At 48.4% G+C, this 15,633-nt stretch carries 19 protein-coding genes; 3 read left to right on the plus strand and 16 right to left on the minus strand.

Translation table 11 applies throughout. The features are described 5' to 3' along the window. Positions 1-199: 199 nt before the first annotated feature. The 11 genes from EDM55_RS20085 to EDM55_RS20140 form a co-directional block, all read right to left on the minus strand. Positions 200-679: a hypothetical protein gene (locus EDM55_RS20085; RefSeq protein ID WP_141295994.1), complete on the minus strand. Its 480-nt coding sequence runs from the start codon at positions 677-679 to the stop codon at positions 200-202. 46 nt (positions 680-725) lie between these two features. Next, positions 726-2,306 (minus strand): DEAD/DEAH box helicase, encoded by a 1,581-nt coding sequence (locus tag EDM55_RS20090; RefSeq protein WP_122961206.1) that lies wholly within the window; start codon positions 2,304-2,306, stop codon positions 726-728. 9 nt (positions 2,307-2,315) lie between these two features. Then, the gene (locus tag EDM55_RS20095) at positions 2,316-2,921 is read right to left on the minus strand and encodes a hypothetical protein (RefSeq protein ID WP_122961207.1); all 606 of its coding nucleotides are present in this window, start codon (positions 2,919-2,921) and stop codon (positions 2,316-2,318) included. An 18-nt stretch (positions 2,922-2,939) separates the two neighbouring features. Then, positions 2,940-4,040, minus strand: a complete 1,101-nt coding sequence (locus tag EDM55_RS20100) for an ATP-binding protein (RefSeq protein WP_122961208.1) — start codon at positions 4,038-4,040, stop codon at positions 2,940-2,942. Between the two features lie 514 nt (positions 4,041-4,554). After that, positions 4,555-5,865 carry an AAA family ATPase gene (locus EDM55_RS20110; RefSeq protein ID WP_122961210.1) on the minus strand — a complete coding sequence of 437 codons (1,311 nt, stop codon included), beginning with the start codon at positions 5,863-5,865 and terminating at the stop codon, positions 4,555-4,557. Then, the gene (locus EDM55_RS20115) at positions 5,862-6,053 is read right to left on the minus strand and encodes a hypothetical protein (RefSeq protein WP_122961211.1); all 192 of its coding nucleotides are present in this window, start codon (positions 6,051-6,053) and stop codon (positions 5,862-5,864) included. The genes EDM55_RS20110 and EDM55_RS20115 overlap by 4 nt, the downstream gene beginning before the upstream one ends. A 380-nt stretch (positions 6,054-6,433) precedes the next feature. Then, positions 6,434-6,841, minus strand: a complete 408-nt coding sequence (locus EDM55_RS20120) for a hypothetical protein (protein ID WP_122961212.1) — start codon at positions 6,839-6,841, stop codon at positions 6,434-6,436. A 3-nt stretch (positions 6,842-6,844) separates the two neighbouring features. Further along, positions 6,845-7,009, minus strand: a complete 165-nt coding sequence (locus tag EDM55_RS30390) for a hypothetical protein (protein WP_170184498.1) — start codon at positions 7,007-7,009, stop codon at positions 6,845-6,847. Next, complete coding sequence (locus EDM55_RS20125) at positions 7,006-7,317, minus strand: DNA-entry nuclease (RefSeq protein WP_122961213.1); 312 nt, start codon at positions 7,315-7,317, stop codon at positions 7,006-7,008. The genes EDM55_RS30390 and EDM55_RS20125 overlap by 4 nt, the downstream gene beginning before the upstream one ends. Further along, on the minus strand, positions 7,314-7,526 hold the full coding sequence (locus EDM55_RS20130; protein ID WP_122961214.1) for a hypothetical protein: 213 nt from the start codon (positions 7,524-7,526) through the stop codon (positions 7,314-7,316). Before EDM55_RS20130 ends, EDM55_RS20125 begins: the two co-directional genes overlap by 4 nt. A gap of 181 nt (positions 7,527-7,707) precedes the next feature. Beyond that, on the minus strand, positions 7,708-7,977 hold the full coding sequence (locus tag EDM55_RS20140; protein ID WP_122961216.1) for an XRE family transcriptional regulator: 270 nt from the start codon (positions 7,975-7,977) through the stop codon (positions 7,708-7,710). A gap of 202 nt (positions 7,978-8,179) precedes the next feature. On the opposite strand from EDM55_RS20140, the gene EDM55_RS20145 reads away from it, so the two are divergent. The 3 genes from EDM55_RS20145 to EDM55_RS20155 all read left to right on the plus strand — a co-directional run bounded on the left by EDM55_RS20145 (position 8,180) and on the right by EDM55_RS20155 (position 10,086). Continuing rightward, entirely contained in the window at positions 8,180-8,503 is a 324-nt protein-coding gene (locus tag EDM55_RS20145; protein WP_246071109.1) for a helix-turn-helix domain-containing protein, read from the plus strand. A 4-nt stretch (positions 8,504-8,507) separates the two neighbouring features. Beyond that, complete coding sequence (locus EDM55_RS20150) at positions 8,508-8,969, plus strand: ImmA/IrrE family metallo-endopeptidase (protein ID WP_122961218.1); 462 nt, start codon at positions 8,508-8,510, stop codon at positions 8,967-8,969. 76 nt (positions 8,970-9,045) lie between these two features. Then, complete coding sequence (locus EDM55_RS20155; protein WP_122961219.1) at positions 9,046-10,086, plus strand: site-specific integrase; 1,041 nt, start codon at positions 9,046-9,048, stop codon at positions 10,084-10,086. A 66-nt stretch (positions 10,087-10,152) separates the two neighbouring features. Here the strand turns inward: EDM55_RS20155 and sufB are convergent, their stop codons facing one another. The 5 genes from sufB to sufC are packed head-to-tail and all read right to left on the minus strand — an operon-like array spanning position 10,153 to position 15,344. Next, positions 10,153-11,550, minus strand: a complete 1,398-nt coding sequence (gene sufB, locus EDM55_RS20160; protein WP_092273348.1) for a Fe-S cluster assembly protein SufB — start codon at positions 11,548-11,550, stop codon at positions 10,153-10,155. A 35-nt stretch (positions 11,551-11,585) separates the two neighbouring features. Beyond that, complete coding sequence (gene sufU / locus EDM55_RS20165; RefSeq protein ID WP_092273345.1) at positions 11,586-12,023, minus strand: Fe-S cluster assembly sulfur transfer protein SufU; 438 nt, start codon at positions 12,021-12,023, stop codon at positions 11,586-11,588. After that, positions 12,010-13,236 (minus strand): cysteine desulfurase, encoded by a 1,227-nt coding sequence (locus EDM55_RS20170; protein WP_122961220.1) that lies wholly within the window; start codon positions 13,234-13,236, stop codon positions 12,010-12,012. The genes sufU and EDM55_RS20170 overlap by 14 nt, the downstream gene beginning before the upstream one ends. Beyond that, complete coding sequence (gene sufD / locus EDM55_RS20175) at positions 13,236-14,534, minus strand: Fe-S cluster assembly protein SufD (protein ID WP_092273339.1); 1,299 nt, start codon at positions 14,532-14,534, stop codon at positions 13,236-13,238. Before sufD ends, EDM55_RS20170 begins: the two co-directional genes overlap by 1 nt. A gap of 21 nt (positions 14,535-14,555) precedes the next feature. Next, complete coding sequence (gene sufC / locus EDM55_RS20180; RefSeq protein ID WP_092273336.1) at positions 14,556-15,344, minus strand: Fe-S cluster assembly ATPase SufC; 789 nt, start codon at positions 15,342-15,344, stop codon at positions 14,556-14,558. Positions 15,345-15,633: the final 289 nt, after the last annotated feature.

Here is a 15,633-nt window from a genome sequence, read left to right on the forward strand (position 1 = left end):
TGACTCCGCAACAAGCACAATTGTTAAAAATCCTCACTAAACCTTCCATTGTCCCACTCCTTACTGTGTCAAACGAAACCTGTCTCTATTAAGTCCATAAGCCCCACGCCTCGGATGAGCAATCATAATAGTCTCGTGGTTTATAGCTAAGATGTCGTATACTGCTCCGACATCTAGCAGCCACTCATAGCCAGCATTATCAGTACACTTCGCTTTTATTTTGATCACTGCATTCAACAACCTTTCCAGGCATGACGTTCGCTAAATCCAGATCGGGTTTCACAAAATTTCTTAATTGCTCAAACGCTGCGTCAGCTTGTTTTGCAGATTTTAAGTGTTCGATAGCGTCCACCCCACTAAACCAAGTGAAGAAACACTCTCCCTTGTAGTACCATTTCGTGATAACACTGCCGATTGGCTTCCAGTAAGCGCCGGCATTTTCCCACTTTATCGTGAGCTTTCTATATTCCAGAGCAGCTTCATTATGCTTCGCTTCCTCTGACTTATTAGCTAATAATTTTCGTTCGTGATCATCGATTAGTCTTCGAAGTTTCGAAATGCGATCCTCACGAAAATCAGCACATGGGTTGTTCTCGAGATATCCAAGGTACAATTTCATCTCGTCATAGTCCAGCAACCCCTGGACATACTTCCCTTGTAAATCTTTTATATCTGGCATATAGAACGCCCCATTTAACATAATTGAGCGTTTGTATCCTATATGGTTACTCCCCACGGTACTCCTTCGGATTTACACCAGTCGGCACGCGCCATCCATTAGCTGCGATGCGATCAATCAGACGTTTTGCATTTTCAAACGACCAAGTTCCGACGTGATCAAATCCGTACTTTTCTAAGAGACGAATCTGCTTCGGAGTGGTCAGCCCTTCTTCTCGACGCTTGTCCAGCCTTTCCAGAAGCTTCGTAGCTTTACCAGCATTGTCGATTTCATCAGGAAGAATGCCGAGCTTTTCGAGCGTTTTGATCTGTTTATCACTTGGTGGTGCCATCTCCCATCCAAACGAGGGCACATAGCCCGCCAGATCCTCCGCCTGGATACTCATTTCAAATTGCAGCGGATCGACCAGAGCGCGTTTACGTTTCTTCATTTCAGCAAGCTGTTTGGCCAGTGCTTCCTCACGCTGTGCGATCACGTCTTCCGCCGCCTGCTTCTCGACAGCTTCGAGGTCCAGCGGGATACCAGCCTCCTCGATCTGCTTGGTCATAGCCTTGGCGATTTCCTCGTTCTCGGCAATCAGATGCGCGGGATGGCAAAGCTCGTGCCGTTCGGTATGCCACAAGAAATCTAGCAATAGCAATTCAGTTTTTCCGGGATGAAGCCGGGTACCACGCCCGACCATCTGACTGTACAAACTGCGAACCTTCGTAGGCCGCAGGACAACTACGCAATCCACGCTAGGGCAGTCCCAGCCCTCCGTGAGCAACATCGAGTTGCAAAGGACATTGTATTTGCCCTTGTCGAAGTCTTCCAAAATCTGTGCTCGGTCCTGCGACTCGCCGTTTACCTCTGCTGCTCTAAATCCATAAGAATTCAAAATGTTCGTGAATTTCTGACTGGTTTTTACCAGAGGCAAAAATACAACGATCTTCCTATCTTGAGCAACACGCCACATTTCTGCTGCGATCGATTCAAGGTACGGATCCAAAGCGGTACCCAGGTCGCTATTTTTGAAATCGCCCGCCTGCTGTCCAACTGCTGACAAGTCCAGCTGCAGAGGGATGGTCAGGGCTTTGATCGGACTGAGATAGCCTTCTTTGATCGCTTTTGGCAACGTATACTCAAAAGCCAGGCTTTCAAAATAGGAGCCGAGATTCCGCATGTCGCCGCGGTCCGGCGTGGCCGTCACACCCAGGACGTTAGCTGATTTAAAATATTGCAGCACGCGCTGGTAGCCATCGGATATGCAATGGTGCGCCTCGTCGATGATGATCGTGTCAAAATGGTCAGGTGTAAATTGCTCAAGGCGCTTCGGCCGCTGCAAAGTTTGTACGCTGCCCACGACAACGCGATACCAACTACCGATCGATGTTTGTTCCGCCTTCTCAGTTGCGCACCCGAGTCCTGTCGACTTGGCGAGCTTATCGGCCGCCTGATCCAGTAGCTCACCTCGGTGGGCAAGGACGAGCAAACGCTCGCCCAGCCTTACCCGATCTTCGATAACCTTTGAAAAAACGATTGTTTTTCCGCATCCAGTCGGTAGGACCAGGAGCGTCTTTTTCACGCCACTTTTCCATTCGTTCTGAATAGAGTCCCGCGCGGCTTGCTGGTATGGTCTAAGCTCCATGTTCTCCTCCTAAAACTGGCCCGGAGTGAATCCGCCGCCTTGCTGTTGTCCGCCCGTTGGAAACGGGGCTTGATACTGCTGTTGTTGTTGCTGCTGATATGCCTGTTGCTGCGGTTGCTGAAAGCTTTGCTGTGGCTGTTGGTTATATTGTGAAGCCTGATTGTATTGCGGCTGTTGCTGCTGTACAGGCAGGTCATCGTAAGGATAGAAGTTTTTGACTTGGTTGTTCGAACGGTCCTCACCGTTATGCTTGTAGTTCCGCACTTCCAGCTTCAAACGCCCTTTACGACCCAGGACGGCCGCCCAGTTCATTCTCAAAGGCTCACCTTTTTTCTTCAATCCAATGCCCGCAAAGAAGTTGGACAGCAGTCCTTCCGTCTTACTGTGCAGGAACAAGTTATGGAAAACCACGATGTCGCCATGCTCCGGTGAGTGAACAGTGATCTCCAACTTCGCCTGGTTGCAAGGTGGCATTTTGTCGCTTCCGGCGAATCGAGCACGTTCAAATTTTGTGACTGTAAAATTGTAGTCACCGGCAGGGAGTAGTACGAACCCCCCGCCACCATCCTTTTGAATCTCGTCATCCCAACCCAGTTCTCTCTCCATTTGGCTCATGTGTAATTCCTCCCGTTGTTAAAATGGCATATCGTTTCTTACTTGTTGGACCATTGCGAAAACCTGCTGCCAAGCCCCTACCAGCACACCTTCAACAAATCCTTGATCATAGTTGGTGATCGGCGTATCCATGGGGTAGTAGCCCTTTTTGCTTACCACGATCTGAATCTCATTTTCCGACACCTGATGCTGTACCATCAGATCCCGCAACGAGGCCGGAATACCATTCGGAATGTGCGGTTTCAACGCTTCTTCGGCAGAAGTTTGTTGTTCCTGAGCTAGCTGCTGCCCCCCGGTCATCTGTCCCCACGCTTCCTGTGCAGGCTGTGCGGGCGGATCGATTGCTGGAGGAGCTGCTGCAGGTGTTATTGAGGCAGGCTGCGCTTTTGTAGAACCATTGAAGATATGAGCGACATGGGCATAATCCAGCGGAAACTCATCTGGCAAACCATGACGGTTTTTTGCATCCCACGCGGGATGATGAGTAGCGTACACCGTGCGCACGCCGCCTTGCCCTTTGTGCTTGGTACCTTTAGCGTCAGCAGCTACCGAGAAGGTTTTATAATTGATGAACAGGACCATATCTGCCCATTCCTTCACCAGTGGTGCAGTCTGCGAGCTGGTCTTTTTTCCAAGCTTGAGCTGATAACGGTCATAAGCCCCCATTTCATCGGGTTGCTCGAATTTCACTATCTGAGCATGCGCAACCAGGACGACATGGATCCCGACTTCGATGACATCGCTGAGCAGGTTAAGGAAACGCCCAAATTCTTCCTTGGTGTAGACATAGCCGTTACCGTATCCGAAATCTTCGATTCCCTTCTTGCCATGTTGCGCGCATACACTCTCCACGCACAGCATTTCTGCCCAGTCAATGGTGTCAATGACAAGTGTTCCAAAGCGGCCAACTTGTTGCTTCACCCATTCCACTTGTTGTTTGAGCATTGTCCAGCTCGTGGGCTTAGGCAGCCGATCGACGTTCATTTCCGTGGTCGACCCCTCGGTATCGATGAAAACGGGCCGTGGGAACTGCCCGGCTAGAGAGGACTTGCCGATCCCCTCAGGGCCGTATAGAACAACCTTTTTAGCCTTTTCTACCTTACCGCTGATGACTTGCATTAAAATTCACCTGCTTTCCGTTTATTGCTTGCTTGTATGACTGAATCAACCCAGCGACAATTCCAAGGGGCATAAGGTCCGTTGACGTCGATTCTATCTATGGTGCATTCCCCGCGCGCCGCGTCAGGATCATAGCCGGATGCTAATGCCCATTTTCGGAAAGCTGCATAGTCGCCCTTCCATTCGTCGCAAACGTAGATGCCCCGACCGCCGTATGCGTAATACCGGTTGTGCGTGGGATAATAGCACCTGTCTATCATCCCGCGCCAAACACGATACAAACGACCTTTGCTTCCGCCATGTGTTTTTTTAGGCGGAGACTCAATCAAATGAGCGAGTCTTGAACAACCGCAAGATTTTGATGATCCAGATCGAAGGCTACCCGAAAGCGACAACGTTTCTTTTCCGCAGTCACACTTGCAGCGCCACAGAGCCATTCGGTTTCTGGTTCCGGCCCGTTGAATAACTGTGAGTTGACCAAATCGTTGACCAGTTAAATCGATTAACGCTCCCATCAAAACTCCCCGGCCTTCCAAGTCGGACCAGCATCAATCTCCCCAGACGGTTGTTGAAGAGTGACTTTCTCTTCACCCACCACATATCCATCGCTAATGATCACAGAACACTCTTCTCCTGTACTGACACGTGTCGCAATGGCCTGCAGCCCTTCCTGCTCCAGCCACTGACCAAATTCATTCAGCGTCGCTAGATCCATTTGCTCGAGCTTGTCCAACAAGATAAATCCGCATTCTGGCTTGAGGCGTCGCACGATGGACGTTGCAACTATCAATTGGTCGGATCCGCTCATGTTGTCCCACTTCTGGCCGTTATAAATCAACTCACCCTGTTCGACAGACAAGCCCGGTAGAGGTAAATTTGCATTCGTGAGAAGGGCTGTTTTCTGCTGTCGTATCACTGCAATCTCGGCCGAAAGCGCTTCGTACTGTACGCGGTACTCGTTGGCATCTGTTTCAGCCTTGTCCTTATCAAGATTCGCCCGTACCTTACGGTTGATCTCATCGACATGTTGAATGTTGGTTTCCAGCTCTGCGGTCGATTCGTCGCGCAAGTCAATCGCATCCATCCTTGCGATCTGCAAATCATCAGTGAGCTGACTGTATTTGTCCCTAGCTTGATTAAGTAAATCCGTCAACCTTTTGATCTCTTCAAGTTGACTGGCATACGCTGCTTCAATTTGAGCCAACCGCTGACGTTTACGCTGATTCTCTCCGTTCCGGGCAAGAATCTCCTGTTGCTGGCGAATCAGCTCCGATGCCGAAATCGGTTCTTTGGGAGCATCCGGGTAATAGAGCTGCTCCTTGGCAAATTTGGCTTTCTGGTCTGCAATCTGCCCGATCGCATGACGCCGGTTGTAAAGCTCCTGGTCCTTTACTTCCAACTCGTGAAGCTTGTCCCCCACACCGATAATCCGAAGCAGGATATTCGCCTTTTCCTTGCTCGTAGAATTCATGAACTTGGGCAAATCGATCGCCAGCTCTTCAACAAAGCTGTCGAGCAGCTGCTGGCCGCCTTTCTGTCCATTTGGATCGATAACCTTCAAGTCGCTATTTTTACCTTTACGCTCAACGATCAGGCCATTGGATAAAACGATATGGAGATACGGAGGTACTACCGATCCTTCGCGTTCTGCCTGGGAGGGACGGTACTTATTGCCCCCCAACCCCCATGCAATCGCATCTAAGACGCTGGTTTTACCTTGACGATTCTTCCCACCGAGAACGGTCAACCCAGCGCTTGACGGCTCGATTTTGACAGCTTTGACACGCTTCACATTTTCGATTTCCAGCTTATTAATTTTGATCATTTCTTCATCCCCGTCCCTCTCTGACGATTGCGCTTAATGATCGATTCGATATCTTCAGTCATGGTAATAATGGTGCTCCCGTCATCCTTCTTCAATTTGCACCAATCGCGAGCGAGCCCCCATGTCTCGGTAACTACTCCGATTTCTCCCGACTTCATTTTGACTTCGTCGCCCTTCAAACAAATCAAGGTCCTTTCCTCCCGATCCCATCTGTGATACGATGGAAAGAATCAAATGTGAGTGTTTCAGGACTCAGCGTTGCCGCGCTGGGTCTTTTACTTTTTGTCCTCGCATTCTTCGCAAGTTCTTGGATACCCAGGCTCTGCGAAATCTTCCAAATACCCGCCGCATACCTGGCACATCAGACCGGATAAGATTCTTTCAGATACTTCTCCCACTTATACGCCTCCTTTCATTAGTCACGAGGCCGCCACCGTCCCAACCTCTACGGCAGCCGTTGCACTTCCTCGAATGCTCCACGCTTAGACCTCGCTTATGTATTGCTGGAGGTTCGAACCTCCTTGCAAGACCAGTCATCCCGATCCTGCAAGCAGGGCCGAAGCCCGCCTTACCCCTCATTACGGCCACTTAGAAAGTAGCGTTTGTATTCAACTGTCTCGATTGTGTACCCAAGCGCTTTATAATCGATCTGCTTGTCTGCCAGTATTTTCACCAATGTGGCTTTCACTTTTAGAAGCCTGGTTACTTCCCTTTTCGTAGGAACCATATTGGAACGAAGATTATTAAGGTAGAACTGTTCCGTGACCAACCTTTCAGATGACGAATCCATAAAGTCTTCATGGCTGCTGGCGATTCGCACATCGATTTGATTCACAAACCCCGAATATCGCGTATCTAGCGCGCATTCCGTAAAGTTTTGGATGAGATACGACAGAGCAGCTATTTCCCCGACCAATTTGGCTACAATTAAATGGCTATCAATACCATCGACATGCATTTGCTCGATAGCTTCCATGTCCTATTCCTCCCCCGCCGTTATCGTTACGGCTCCTACATAATTCAGCATGCAAGCACGAGTGCAGAGCAAATTTTCTCCAACCTTCCACACACTCTGTCCTTGGATCAATTCCCCGCCGCATTCTTCACAATGGTCGACAATCTGCAATTTCTCACTGGTAGTCACTGACGCACGCCTCCATCCGCTTTAGTTTCCATCTCGTATCGCGCATTCCAACGGTCTATATAGACCTGGTACATTCCTGATTTTCTTAGCTGATCCACTTTCGACCTCAAGGTCCGTTCTGTCCGGCCGAGTTCAAATGAGAGCGAGCGGGTTGGATCCGTCTCATAGAATTTGCACAGGTACTCCAGCTCCTCTTCCTCAAACGGCGCTCCATGATTAAAGTGAAACTCTGGGTGGTACTGCATCCGACCATGAGGATCGTAAGCTATGCCATCTTCAATAACGACAGCTGCTGCAGCTCGTGTCATAAAGCTTGTCCTCCCCCCAGTAACTGTGATAAGCTACTGGTACCCAAATTTTTACTAACTTTGGACCGCCTGTTGCTGCAGGCGGCTTTTTCTTGTTCATACGACATTTGAAGCAGTCCGATAAAAGCATCTCCGCTTATTCTTGCTTGCAGTTCTGGACACCGAAGAATGTCCTCAACCATCTCAACTGGCGTTGCCAGATTTTTCATTCCCTACACAACCCCTTCAACTTTTTTAATGAATGGATATTTCTCGTGAAAGAACTGAATCGGAACCTTTCCCCGTTCAATCCAGTACCCCCGAGATTTCAACTCCTCATTCATCGCCTGTATACGAAGTTGAGCAGTTCTGATTGTGTTTAGGCTTAGGAGTTGCATTACGTCCTTCGAATCATAAAAGTGCTTCATAGGATTCGCCTGCCCCTACATGACTTGCACTGGTAACTGAATCATCGTCTTGGTCATCTTGTTCAAACAAATATTCGATTTTGCATTTCGGGAAAAATTTACGTTTAATATGGGCTGCTTCATCATAAAAAAAGCGGGATCGGCCATTTAACTTGTCGCTCACGGTTGCATAACGAACGCCTAGTGAATCAGCCAAATCACCAACGGTAACATTGTGCCTTGCCATCTCGGCACGCAAATTTTTGTGTCTCATTTAACCACCTCCTACCACTTTGAACGCAATTGCGTTTGTAAAACAGATAATAAACGCTATATCGTTCATTGTCAACTTTTTTATTCTATTTTCGAACGCGTTTGCGTACATTTCATACTTTACAGAGTTTGTAAGTTGCTGTAGGATGTAGGTATATACGGAAAAGCGTACATAGAATTAATATATTGAGAGGGTGCGATCGGTGGATAAGAAAGCTGAGATTTTAGCAGATCTAATAGATAAAAAGGGGAGCAGGAGAGCCTTTGCTGAGGAAATTGGCATCCCACCAACAACCCTACAGTCCATGCTTACTCGAGGAGTCGGTAGAGCTTCAGTCGATAACGTAATCAAAGTATGTAAAGCTTTAGGGATAACGGTTGAAGAATTAGAAGAAATGGCAGCTGGGGAAAAGGAAGTCCTTACGCTCGCCGCGCACCACGATGGAGAGCAATGGACCGAGGAAGAGTTGGAGGAAATTGCTAAATTCAAGGAGTTCGTGAGATCAAAACGAAAACACCAGGAGTGACAATATGGTATATGAGACACTACTCAGGGAGGCATTTCACAACAACTTAGAAGTATACGAACGTCCTATGAAGCTGAGGATTAAAGGATTGTACGCTGATGATATTATTTGGATTAATAAACACATACAAACCCGTATCGAGAAAGGCTGCATTTTGGCGGAGGAGCTTGGCCATCATTTTACTTCTGCTGGAGACATCCTAGATCAGGAAAAAGTTGAAAATCGGAAGCAAGAATTAAGAGCTCGAGCATGGGCTTACGAAAAACTCATTCCTCTCTCTTCTTTCGTACAAGCTCACAAACAAGGTATTCGTAACCGATACGAACTTGCTGATTTTCTTTGTGTTACTGAGGAATTCCTAGAATCAGCACTGGAACGCTATATTGAGAAGTTTGGCATAAAGGTAACGGTTGGCCATCATACTATCTGCTTTGAACCTTTAGGTGTACTCGAAATGTTTGAATAACTTTGCGCTTCCCAGCCGCAAGGCTGTTTTCTATATATTTTTTATGGAACATATATTCCCATGAAAGGAAAAGGTCATGCCAGTATACAAAGATGAAGAACGCAAAACGTGGTATTACAAAGTCAGGTACAAGGATATGTACGGGCGGAATCAGCAGAAGATGAAACGAGGATTTAAAAAGCGTGGAGATGCTATCCTTGCAGAAGCTGAATTTCTTGCCAGCATACAGACCGCTTTTTCAGATGAGGTAACGGTCGATGAGGTATTCGAACATAACATCAAGCACAAGAGATTTAAAGAAAAAACAATCAGGAGACGCACAAATGAATACAAATTACACATCCAGCCTCTCTTCGGCCATATGAAAATCAGGGACATTAATGTACAGCATGTCGTTAACTTTAAAGCTAAATTGGAAAGCGAATTTGTATCACTGAACAGCGCTCGAACGGTTTACAGCAACTTTAAAATACTGATTAATCACTCCGTCAAGTTTTTTGGCTTGAAGGTGGACCCGACCCTGGTGGTTGGTGCGATACAGCGAGTAAAGCCAAAGATCAACTTTATTAAAAGGGATGAATTCGAGCGAAAAATAAACAACTTTGACATCCACTATTACCGAGAACTTACTCGTTTGCTCTTTTACACCGGCTTGCGGATAGGTGAGGCAATGGCGTTAACATGGAAGGACATTGATTTAGAGAAGAACCAACTTTATGTGGACAAGACGATGGATATCACAACACGCAGTATCACAACACCAAAGACAGCGGGGAGCGTTGGATATGTACCATTCCCCCATTTTGTTTCTAAAATGCTGGCAGAAATAAAAAAAGAATCCGCACAAAAGATATACGGATTCAATAATGAGCTTTATGTTTTTGGAGGAGTGGCCCCATACCACTACTCACACTATCATAAACGATTTAAACGGGTGTTCCCAGATCTGCGAATCCACGATCTACGACACAGCTACGCATCATATCTAATAAACAAAAGCGTGGACATTTATCTGGTTAAAGAACTTATGCGGCATGACGATATCAAACAAACCGCTAACACATATGGACACCTCTATGTTGAAAGAAAGCAAGAAGTCATGAGCGTATTTGACTAAACGGTATCAAATCGGTATCAAGCCGCGTTCGAAAACCGTTCAGTCATTGATACGCTTCACTTTATCTTACCCGATACTTCCCTCCATTTCAAATTTAATCAAACGGTTCATCTCAACCGCATACTCCATCGGTAGTTCTTTGGTGAACGGCTCGATGAAGCCCATAACGATCATCTCGGTTGCTTCTGCTTCGGAAAGGCCGCGGCTCATCAGGTAGAACAGCTGATCCTCGGATACTTTGGAAACAGTCGCTTCGTGCTCGAGCGTGATGTTGTCGTTCATGATCTCGTTGTACGGGATCGTGTCGGACGTGGACAGCTTATCGAGAATCAGCGTGTCGCATTTGATGTTGGACTTGGAGCCTTCCGACTTGCGTCCAAACTGCGACAGGCCGCGATAGGTTACTTTACCGCCATCACGGGAGATGGATTTGGAAATGATGGTCGATGTGCAATCCGGAGCCAGGTGAATCATTTTCGCACCTGCGTCCTGGTGTTGTCCTTTTCCTGCTACCGCGATGGAAAGAACAGTACCTTTTGCGCGAGGTCCTTTCATGATAACCGCTGGATATTTCATCGTCAGCTTGGAACCGATGTTGCCGTCGATCCATTCCATGTTCGCATCTGCGTAAGCAACCGCACGTTTGGTAACGAGGTTGTATACGTTGTTGGACCAGTTTTGGATCGTGGTGTAGCGGCAGCGTGCGCGCTCTTTTACGATGATTTCTACAACCGCGGAGTGCAAGGAGTCCGTGCTGTAGATCGGAGCTGTACAGCCTTCTACATAGTGAACGAAGGAATCTTCATCCGCGATGATCAGGGTACGCTCGAACTGACCCATGTTCTCGGAGTTGATGCGGAAGTAAGCCTGCAGCGGAGTCTCTACTTTTACGCCTTTTGGCACGTAAATGAAGGAGCCACCGGACCATACAGCCGAGTTCAGAGCAGCAAACTTGTTGTCTGCTGTTGGGATAACGGTCGCGAAGTATTCCTTCACGATGTCTGGATACAGCTTCACGGCAGAGTCCATATCACAGAAAAGAACGCCCAGTTTTTCGAGGTCTTCCTGCATGTTGTGGTAAACAACCTCAGACTCGTACTGAGCGGATACACCCGCGAGGAACTTTTGCTCCGCCTCAGGGATTCCCAGCTTGTCAAAAGTCGCTTTGATTTCTTCTGGTACTTCATCCCAGCTGCGACCTTGTTTTTCGGACGGCTTCACATAGTAGGTGATGCTGTCAAAGTCGAGGGAATCCAGATCGCCGCCCCATTTTGGCATTGGGAGGCTGTTGAAAATATCCAGAGCCTTCAAACGGAACTCCAGCATCCATGCTGGCTCGTCCTTGATACGCGAAATTTCTTCGACGATTTCGCGTGTCAGACCCTTTTTCGTACGGAATACAGAAACGTCCTTATCGTGAAAACCGTACTGGTAATCCTGTATTTCAGGGGCTTTTTTAGCCATCGTTGCTCACTCCTTTATTTTCATATGCTGAAAAGCTATTCCTGCTCGGCCTGTTTGATGCCTTGCTCCAGCGCCTTCCAAGCGAGAGTCGCACATTTGATGCGGGCAGGGAACTTCGCGACACCAGACAGTGCCTCGATGTCCCCAAGATCGATCGAATCGTCGATCTCCTTGCCCTGCATCAAATCGGAAAACTTGTGAGCCAGCTCAAGCGCTTCTTCTACAGGCTTTCCTTTTACGGCATCCGTCATCATCGATGCGGAGGACATGCTGATCGAGCAGCCCTCGCCCATGAATTTCGCGTCCACCACCTTGCCCTCCGCAACTTTCAAGGAGAGCGAGATGCTGTCGCCACAGGTCGGGTTATTCAAATTGACAATGAGTCCGTCGGATTCCTCCAGCTTCCCGCGATTGCGGGGCTTCTGGTAGTGATCCATAATCACGCGGCGGTATAAATCATCAAGAGAAGACATTGCCGAAATACTCCTTCGTCTTCTTCAATCCTTCTACCAGTACATCTACTTCTTCCTCTGTATTGTACACGTAGAAGCTTGCCCGTGCGGTAGCCGTGCAATTCAACCAGCGCATCAGTGGCTGCGCGCAGTGATGACCGGCACGGACTGCGATTCCATAGCTGTCGAGAACCGTCGCCAGGTCATGCGGATGTACCGTATCCAGATTGAATGTTATTAAACTGCTGCGGTCCTGCTGCGGGCCGTAAATCGTTAAGCCTTCGATCTCACGCATTTGCTCCATCGCATATTTCACGAGTTGCTTTTCATGGCGTTCGATGTTGTCCATACCGATTTCGTTCAAAAAGTCGATCGCTGCACCAAGTCCGATAGCGCCCGCGATGATGGGAGTACCGCCTTCAAACTTCCAAGGCAGCTCCTTCCACGTGGAATCATACAGCTCCACGAAGTCGATCATCTCGCCGCCAAATTCCATCGGCTCGACTCGCTCCAGCACTTCACGTTTGCCGTACAGCACGCCGATACCAGTCGGACCTGCCATTTTGTGAGCGGAAAACGCATAAAAATCGCAATCCAGGTCTTGGACGTTGATTTTTTTGTGAGGAGCTCCCTGCGCCCCATCCACCAGCAAAAGTGCGCCGTGCTCATGCGCGATTTTCGCAATTTCCTTGATCGGTGTAGTATCCCCGAGTACGTTGGAAATATGGTGAATCGCGACGAGTTTGGTGTTGTCCGTAACCGTTTCTCTCACTGCATCCAGGGTCACGGTTCCGTCTTCCTGCAGCGGAATGAACTTAAAGGTAGCTCCGGTCGCCTTGGCTGCTTGTTGCCATGGAATGAAATTGGCATGGTGCTCCACGATCGTGGTCACAATCTCATCGCCTGGCTTCAGAACCGCGCGAGCATAGCCGTACGCTACGGTATTAATCGCCGACGTCGTTCCGCGGGTAAATACCACCTCGGCTGCTTCCCGAGCATTGATGAACGCGCGAACCTTCTCGCGCGCTCCTTCATACGCGTCTGTCGCCATGTTGCCCAGAGTGTGTACGCCGCGGTGAACGTTGGAGTTGTACGCCTTGTAGTATTTATCCATCGCTTCCATTACCGGAATCGGCTTTTGGGAAGTCGCTCCATTGTCGAGATACACGAGCGGATGCCCGTTTATCTCTTGATGAAGGATAGGAAAATATTTCCGAAGCTCCTTGGCGTTCATTAGCCTAACTTCCTTTCGAGCGCTTGGCGAAGTCTGTTTCTCACTTCTTCAACCGGAATTTCAGCCACAACCGGATCGAGGAAGCCGAGAATGATCAGACGTTCTGCATTTTGACGGGTAATCCCGCGAGACATCAGGTAGTAGAGAGACTCTTCGCTGAAGCGTCCTACTGAAGCTGCGTGACCCGCTTTTACGTCATCCTCATCGATCAAAAGAATCGGGTTGGCGTCTCCACGAGATTTTTCGCTCAGCATCAGGATGTTCTCTGCCTGTACACCGTTTGCTTTTTCAGCGCCTTTTTCGATTTTAGTGATACCGTTCAAAATGCTGACTGCTTCACCTGTCATAACAGCCTTGCTGACCATATCAGACTCGGAATGCGTACCGATGTGCTGTACTTGGGAAGTCAGGTTTTGTCGTTGGGAGCCTGTTCCAACAGAGATGGATTTGGTTTCGGCTGTAGAGCCGGTACCTTTGAGGATGGTGGTGTTGTTCGCAACGGTGTTGCCGTCGTTCATCTCGCCCAGGATCCATTCCATTTTACCGTCGCGATCAACAGTCGCACGACGGAAGCTGTAGTCGTGCACGTCTGTGGACAGGGAACGTACAGAAGCTACCTGCACGGATGCACCTGCGCCTACGTATACTTCTACGATGCTGTTCGCTACCATGCTCGTGCCTTCGCCAGATACGAATGTATCCACGTAGATCACTTTGCTGTTCGCTTCCGCTACGATCAATACGTGCGGGGACAAAAGCGCATGGTCGCCAGCCACCTCAAACACTGCTTGCAGCGGCACTTCTACTTCCACATTTTTAGGAACGTAGATAAACACGCCGCCGTTCACTACTGCTGTGTGCAGAGCTGTCAGCTTGTGCTCGTCGAAAGAAACGACTGTTCCTACGTATTTTTGTACCAAATCGCTGTGCTCGACCAAAGCTTTGGCAAAAGAGGTAAAGATGACTCCTTTGCTCTTCAATTCCTCAGAGACTGCTTCAAAAACAGAGGATGCATTTTTTTGCACCAGCAGGTTTTTTACGCTGTCTACATCGATTTGGGCTTTAACCAATTCACTAAGCTCGCTTGCTGCTGCCGCTTTGGCAGCCGTTTGAAACGGGTCAAACTCAGTGGTATTCCATTTATCAATTTTCGTTTTCTCCAAAGCGGGCAGTTGCAGCTCTCCTGCCGCTTTTAAGCCGGCAAGGCGCTTTTCCAGGAACCAGGCAGGCTCCTGATTGGCTTTGGAGTACTCGGTGATCGCTTCGGAGTCGAAGCGGAGCTGTACATCCACACTCATTTCACTGCTGCCTCCTTCTTCCTACACGTTGGCGTTTACGGTTTCATCCTCGATGCCGAGCTCTTCCTTGATCCAGTCGTAGCCTTCTGCCTCCAGGCGTTCAGCCAGCTCAGGACCACCGGACTTCACGATACGACCCTGCATCATGACGTGTACGAAGTCAGGCTTCACATAGTTCAGCAAACGCTGATAGTGCGTGATGATCAAGAATCCGCGATCAGCGGAGCGCATTTCGTTTACGCCGTTCGCTACAATCTTCAATGCATCGATGTCGAGACCAGAGTCGATCTCATCAAGGATACAGAAAGTAGGTTCGAGGAGCATCATTTGCAGAATTTCGTTGCGTTTTTTCTCCCCGCCGGAGAAGCCTTCGTTCAGGTAACGATGAGAGAAGGAATCGTCCATTTCCAGCGTGCTCATTTTCTTGTCCATCTCACGGATGAACTTCATCAGGGAGATTTCGTTGCCTTCACCGCGACGTGCGTTGATTGCAGAGCGCAGGAAGTCGGAGTTGGTCACACCGCTGATTTCGGATGGATATTGCATCGCCAAAAACAGTCCAGCACGTGCACGCTCGTCAACTGCCATTTCCAGCAAGTCTTCGCCGTTGATAATGACTTCGCCTTCGGTTACCTCGTATTTAGGGTGACCCATCAGCGTAGATGCCAAAGTAGATTTACCAGTTCCGTTCGGGCCCATGATTGCATGGACTTCGCCGCCCTTAATTTCCAAATTCATGCCTTTGAGGATTTCTTTATCCTCGATCTTGGCGCGAAGGTTTTTTATTTGCAAATGCGGTACAGCTGTCATCTGAATTCCCTCCATAAACGTCAGAAGTGAGTTGGTTGATTCTCAATCCATTCTCAATACTCATCTTATAATAAGAATAATTATAAATCAAGGAATGAAACATATCTGTAATTTTTAAATCATTATATTTAAAAAGTCGGAAATTGGCGACAATGCTCCGCCCCTCCACCTGCTACTGGAACATCTTTCCCTCACCGCTCGTGTGTGATACCCGAACAGCCTGATCATCCTGTTTCATCGTTTGGAAAATGACGGGTCCCTCTGCTTATATTCCCATGACGGAGCCGTA

The organism is Brevibacillus centrosporus (assembly GCF_003710815.1).
Classification (GTDB): Bacteria; Bacillota; Bacilli; order Brevibacillales; family Brevibacillaceae; genus Brevibacillus; species Brevibacillus centrosporus.

What these genes read in the sequence shown, in the direction of transcription:
- sufC (WP_092273336.1), bottom strand. Translation starts at nt 15,344, where the DNA reads ATGACAGCTGTACCGCATTTGCAAATAAAAAACCTTCGCGCCAAGATC.
- EDM55_RS20125 (WP_122961213.1), bottom strand. Translation starts at nt 7,317, where the DNA reads ATGACACGAGCTGCAGCAGCTGTCGTTATTGAAGATGGCATAGCTTAC.
- EDM55_RS20095 (WP_122961207.1), bottom strand. Translation starts at nt 2,921, where the DNA reads ATGAGCCAAATGGAGAGAGAACTGGGTTGGGATGACGAGATTCAAAAG.
- sufD (WP_092273339.1), bottom strand. Translation starts at nt 14,534, where the DNA reads ATGAGTGTGGATGTACAGCTCCGCTTCGACTCCGAAGCGATCACCGAG.
- EDM55_RS20085 (WP_141295994.1), bottom strand. Translation starts at nt 679, where the DNA reads ATGCCAGATATAAAAGATTTACAAGGGAAGTATGTCCAGGGGTTGCTG.
- EDM55_RS20110 (WP_122961210.1), bottom strand. Translation starts at nt 5,865, where the DNA reads ATGATCAAAATTAATAAGCTGGAAATCGAAAATGTGAAGCGTGTCAAA.
- EDM55_RS20140 (WP_122961216.1), bottom strand. Translation starts at nt 7,977, where the DNA reads ATGAGACACAAAAATTTGCGTGCCGAGATGGCAAGGCACAATGTTACC.
- EDM55_RS20170 (WP_122961220.1), bottom strand. Translation starts at nt 13,236, where the DNA reads ATGAACGCCAAGGAGCTTCGGAAATATTTTCCTATCCTTCATCAAGAG.
- EDM55_RS20120 (WP_122961212.1), bottom strand. Translation starts at nt 6,841, where the DNA reads ATGGAAGCTATCGAGCAAATGCATGTCGATGGTATTGATAGCCATTTA.
- sufU (WP_092273345.1), bottom strand. Translation starts at nt 12,023, where the DNA reads ATGTCTTCTCTTGATGATTTATACCGCCGCGTGATTATGGATCACTAC.
- EDM55_RS20090 (WP_122961206.1), bottom strand. Translation starts at nt 2,306, where the DNA reads ATGGAGCTTAGACCATACCAGCAAGCCGCGCGGGACTCTATTCAGAAC.
- sufB (WP_092273348.1), bottom strand. Translation starts at nt 11,550, where the DNA reads ATGGCTAAAAAAGCCCCTGAAATACAGGATTACCAGTACGGTTTTCAC.
- EDM55_RS20150 (WP_122961218.1), top strand. Translation starts at nt 8,508, where the DNA reads ATGGTATATGAGACACTACTCAGGGAGGCATTTCACAACAACTTAGAA.
- EDM55_RS20130 (WP_122961214.1), bottom strand. Translation starts at nt 7,526, where the DNA reads ATGAAAAATCTGGCAACGCCAGTTGAGATGGTTGAGGACATTCTTCGG.
- EDM55_RS20100 (WP_122961208.1), bottom strand. Translation starts at nt 4,040, where the DNA reads ATGCAAGTCATCAGCGGTAAGGTAGAAAAGGCTAAAAAGGTTGTTCTA.
- EDM55_RS20155 (WP_122961219.1), top strand. Translation starts at nt 9,046, where the DNA reads ATGCCAGTATACAAAGATGAAGAACGCAAAACGTGGTATTACAAAGTC.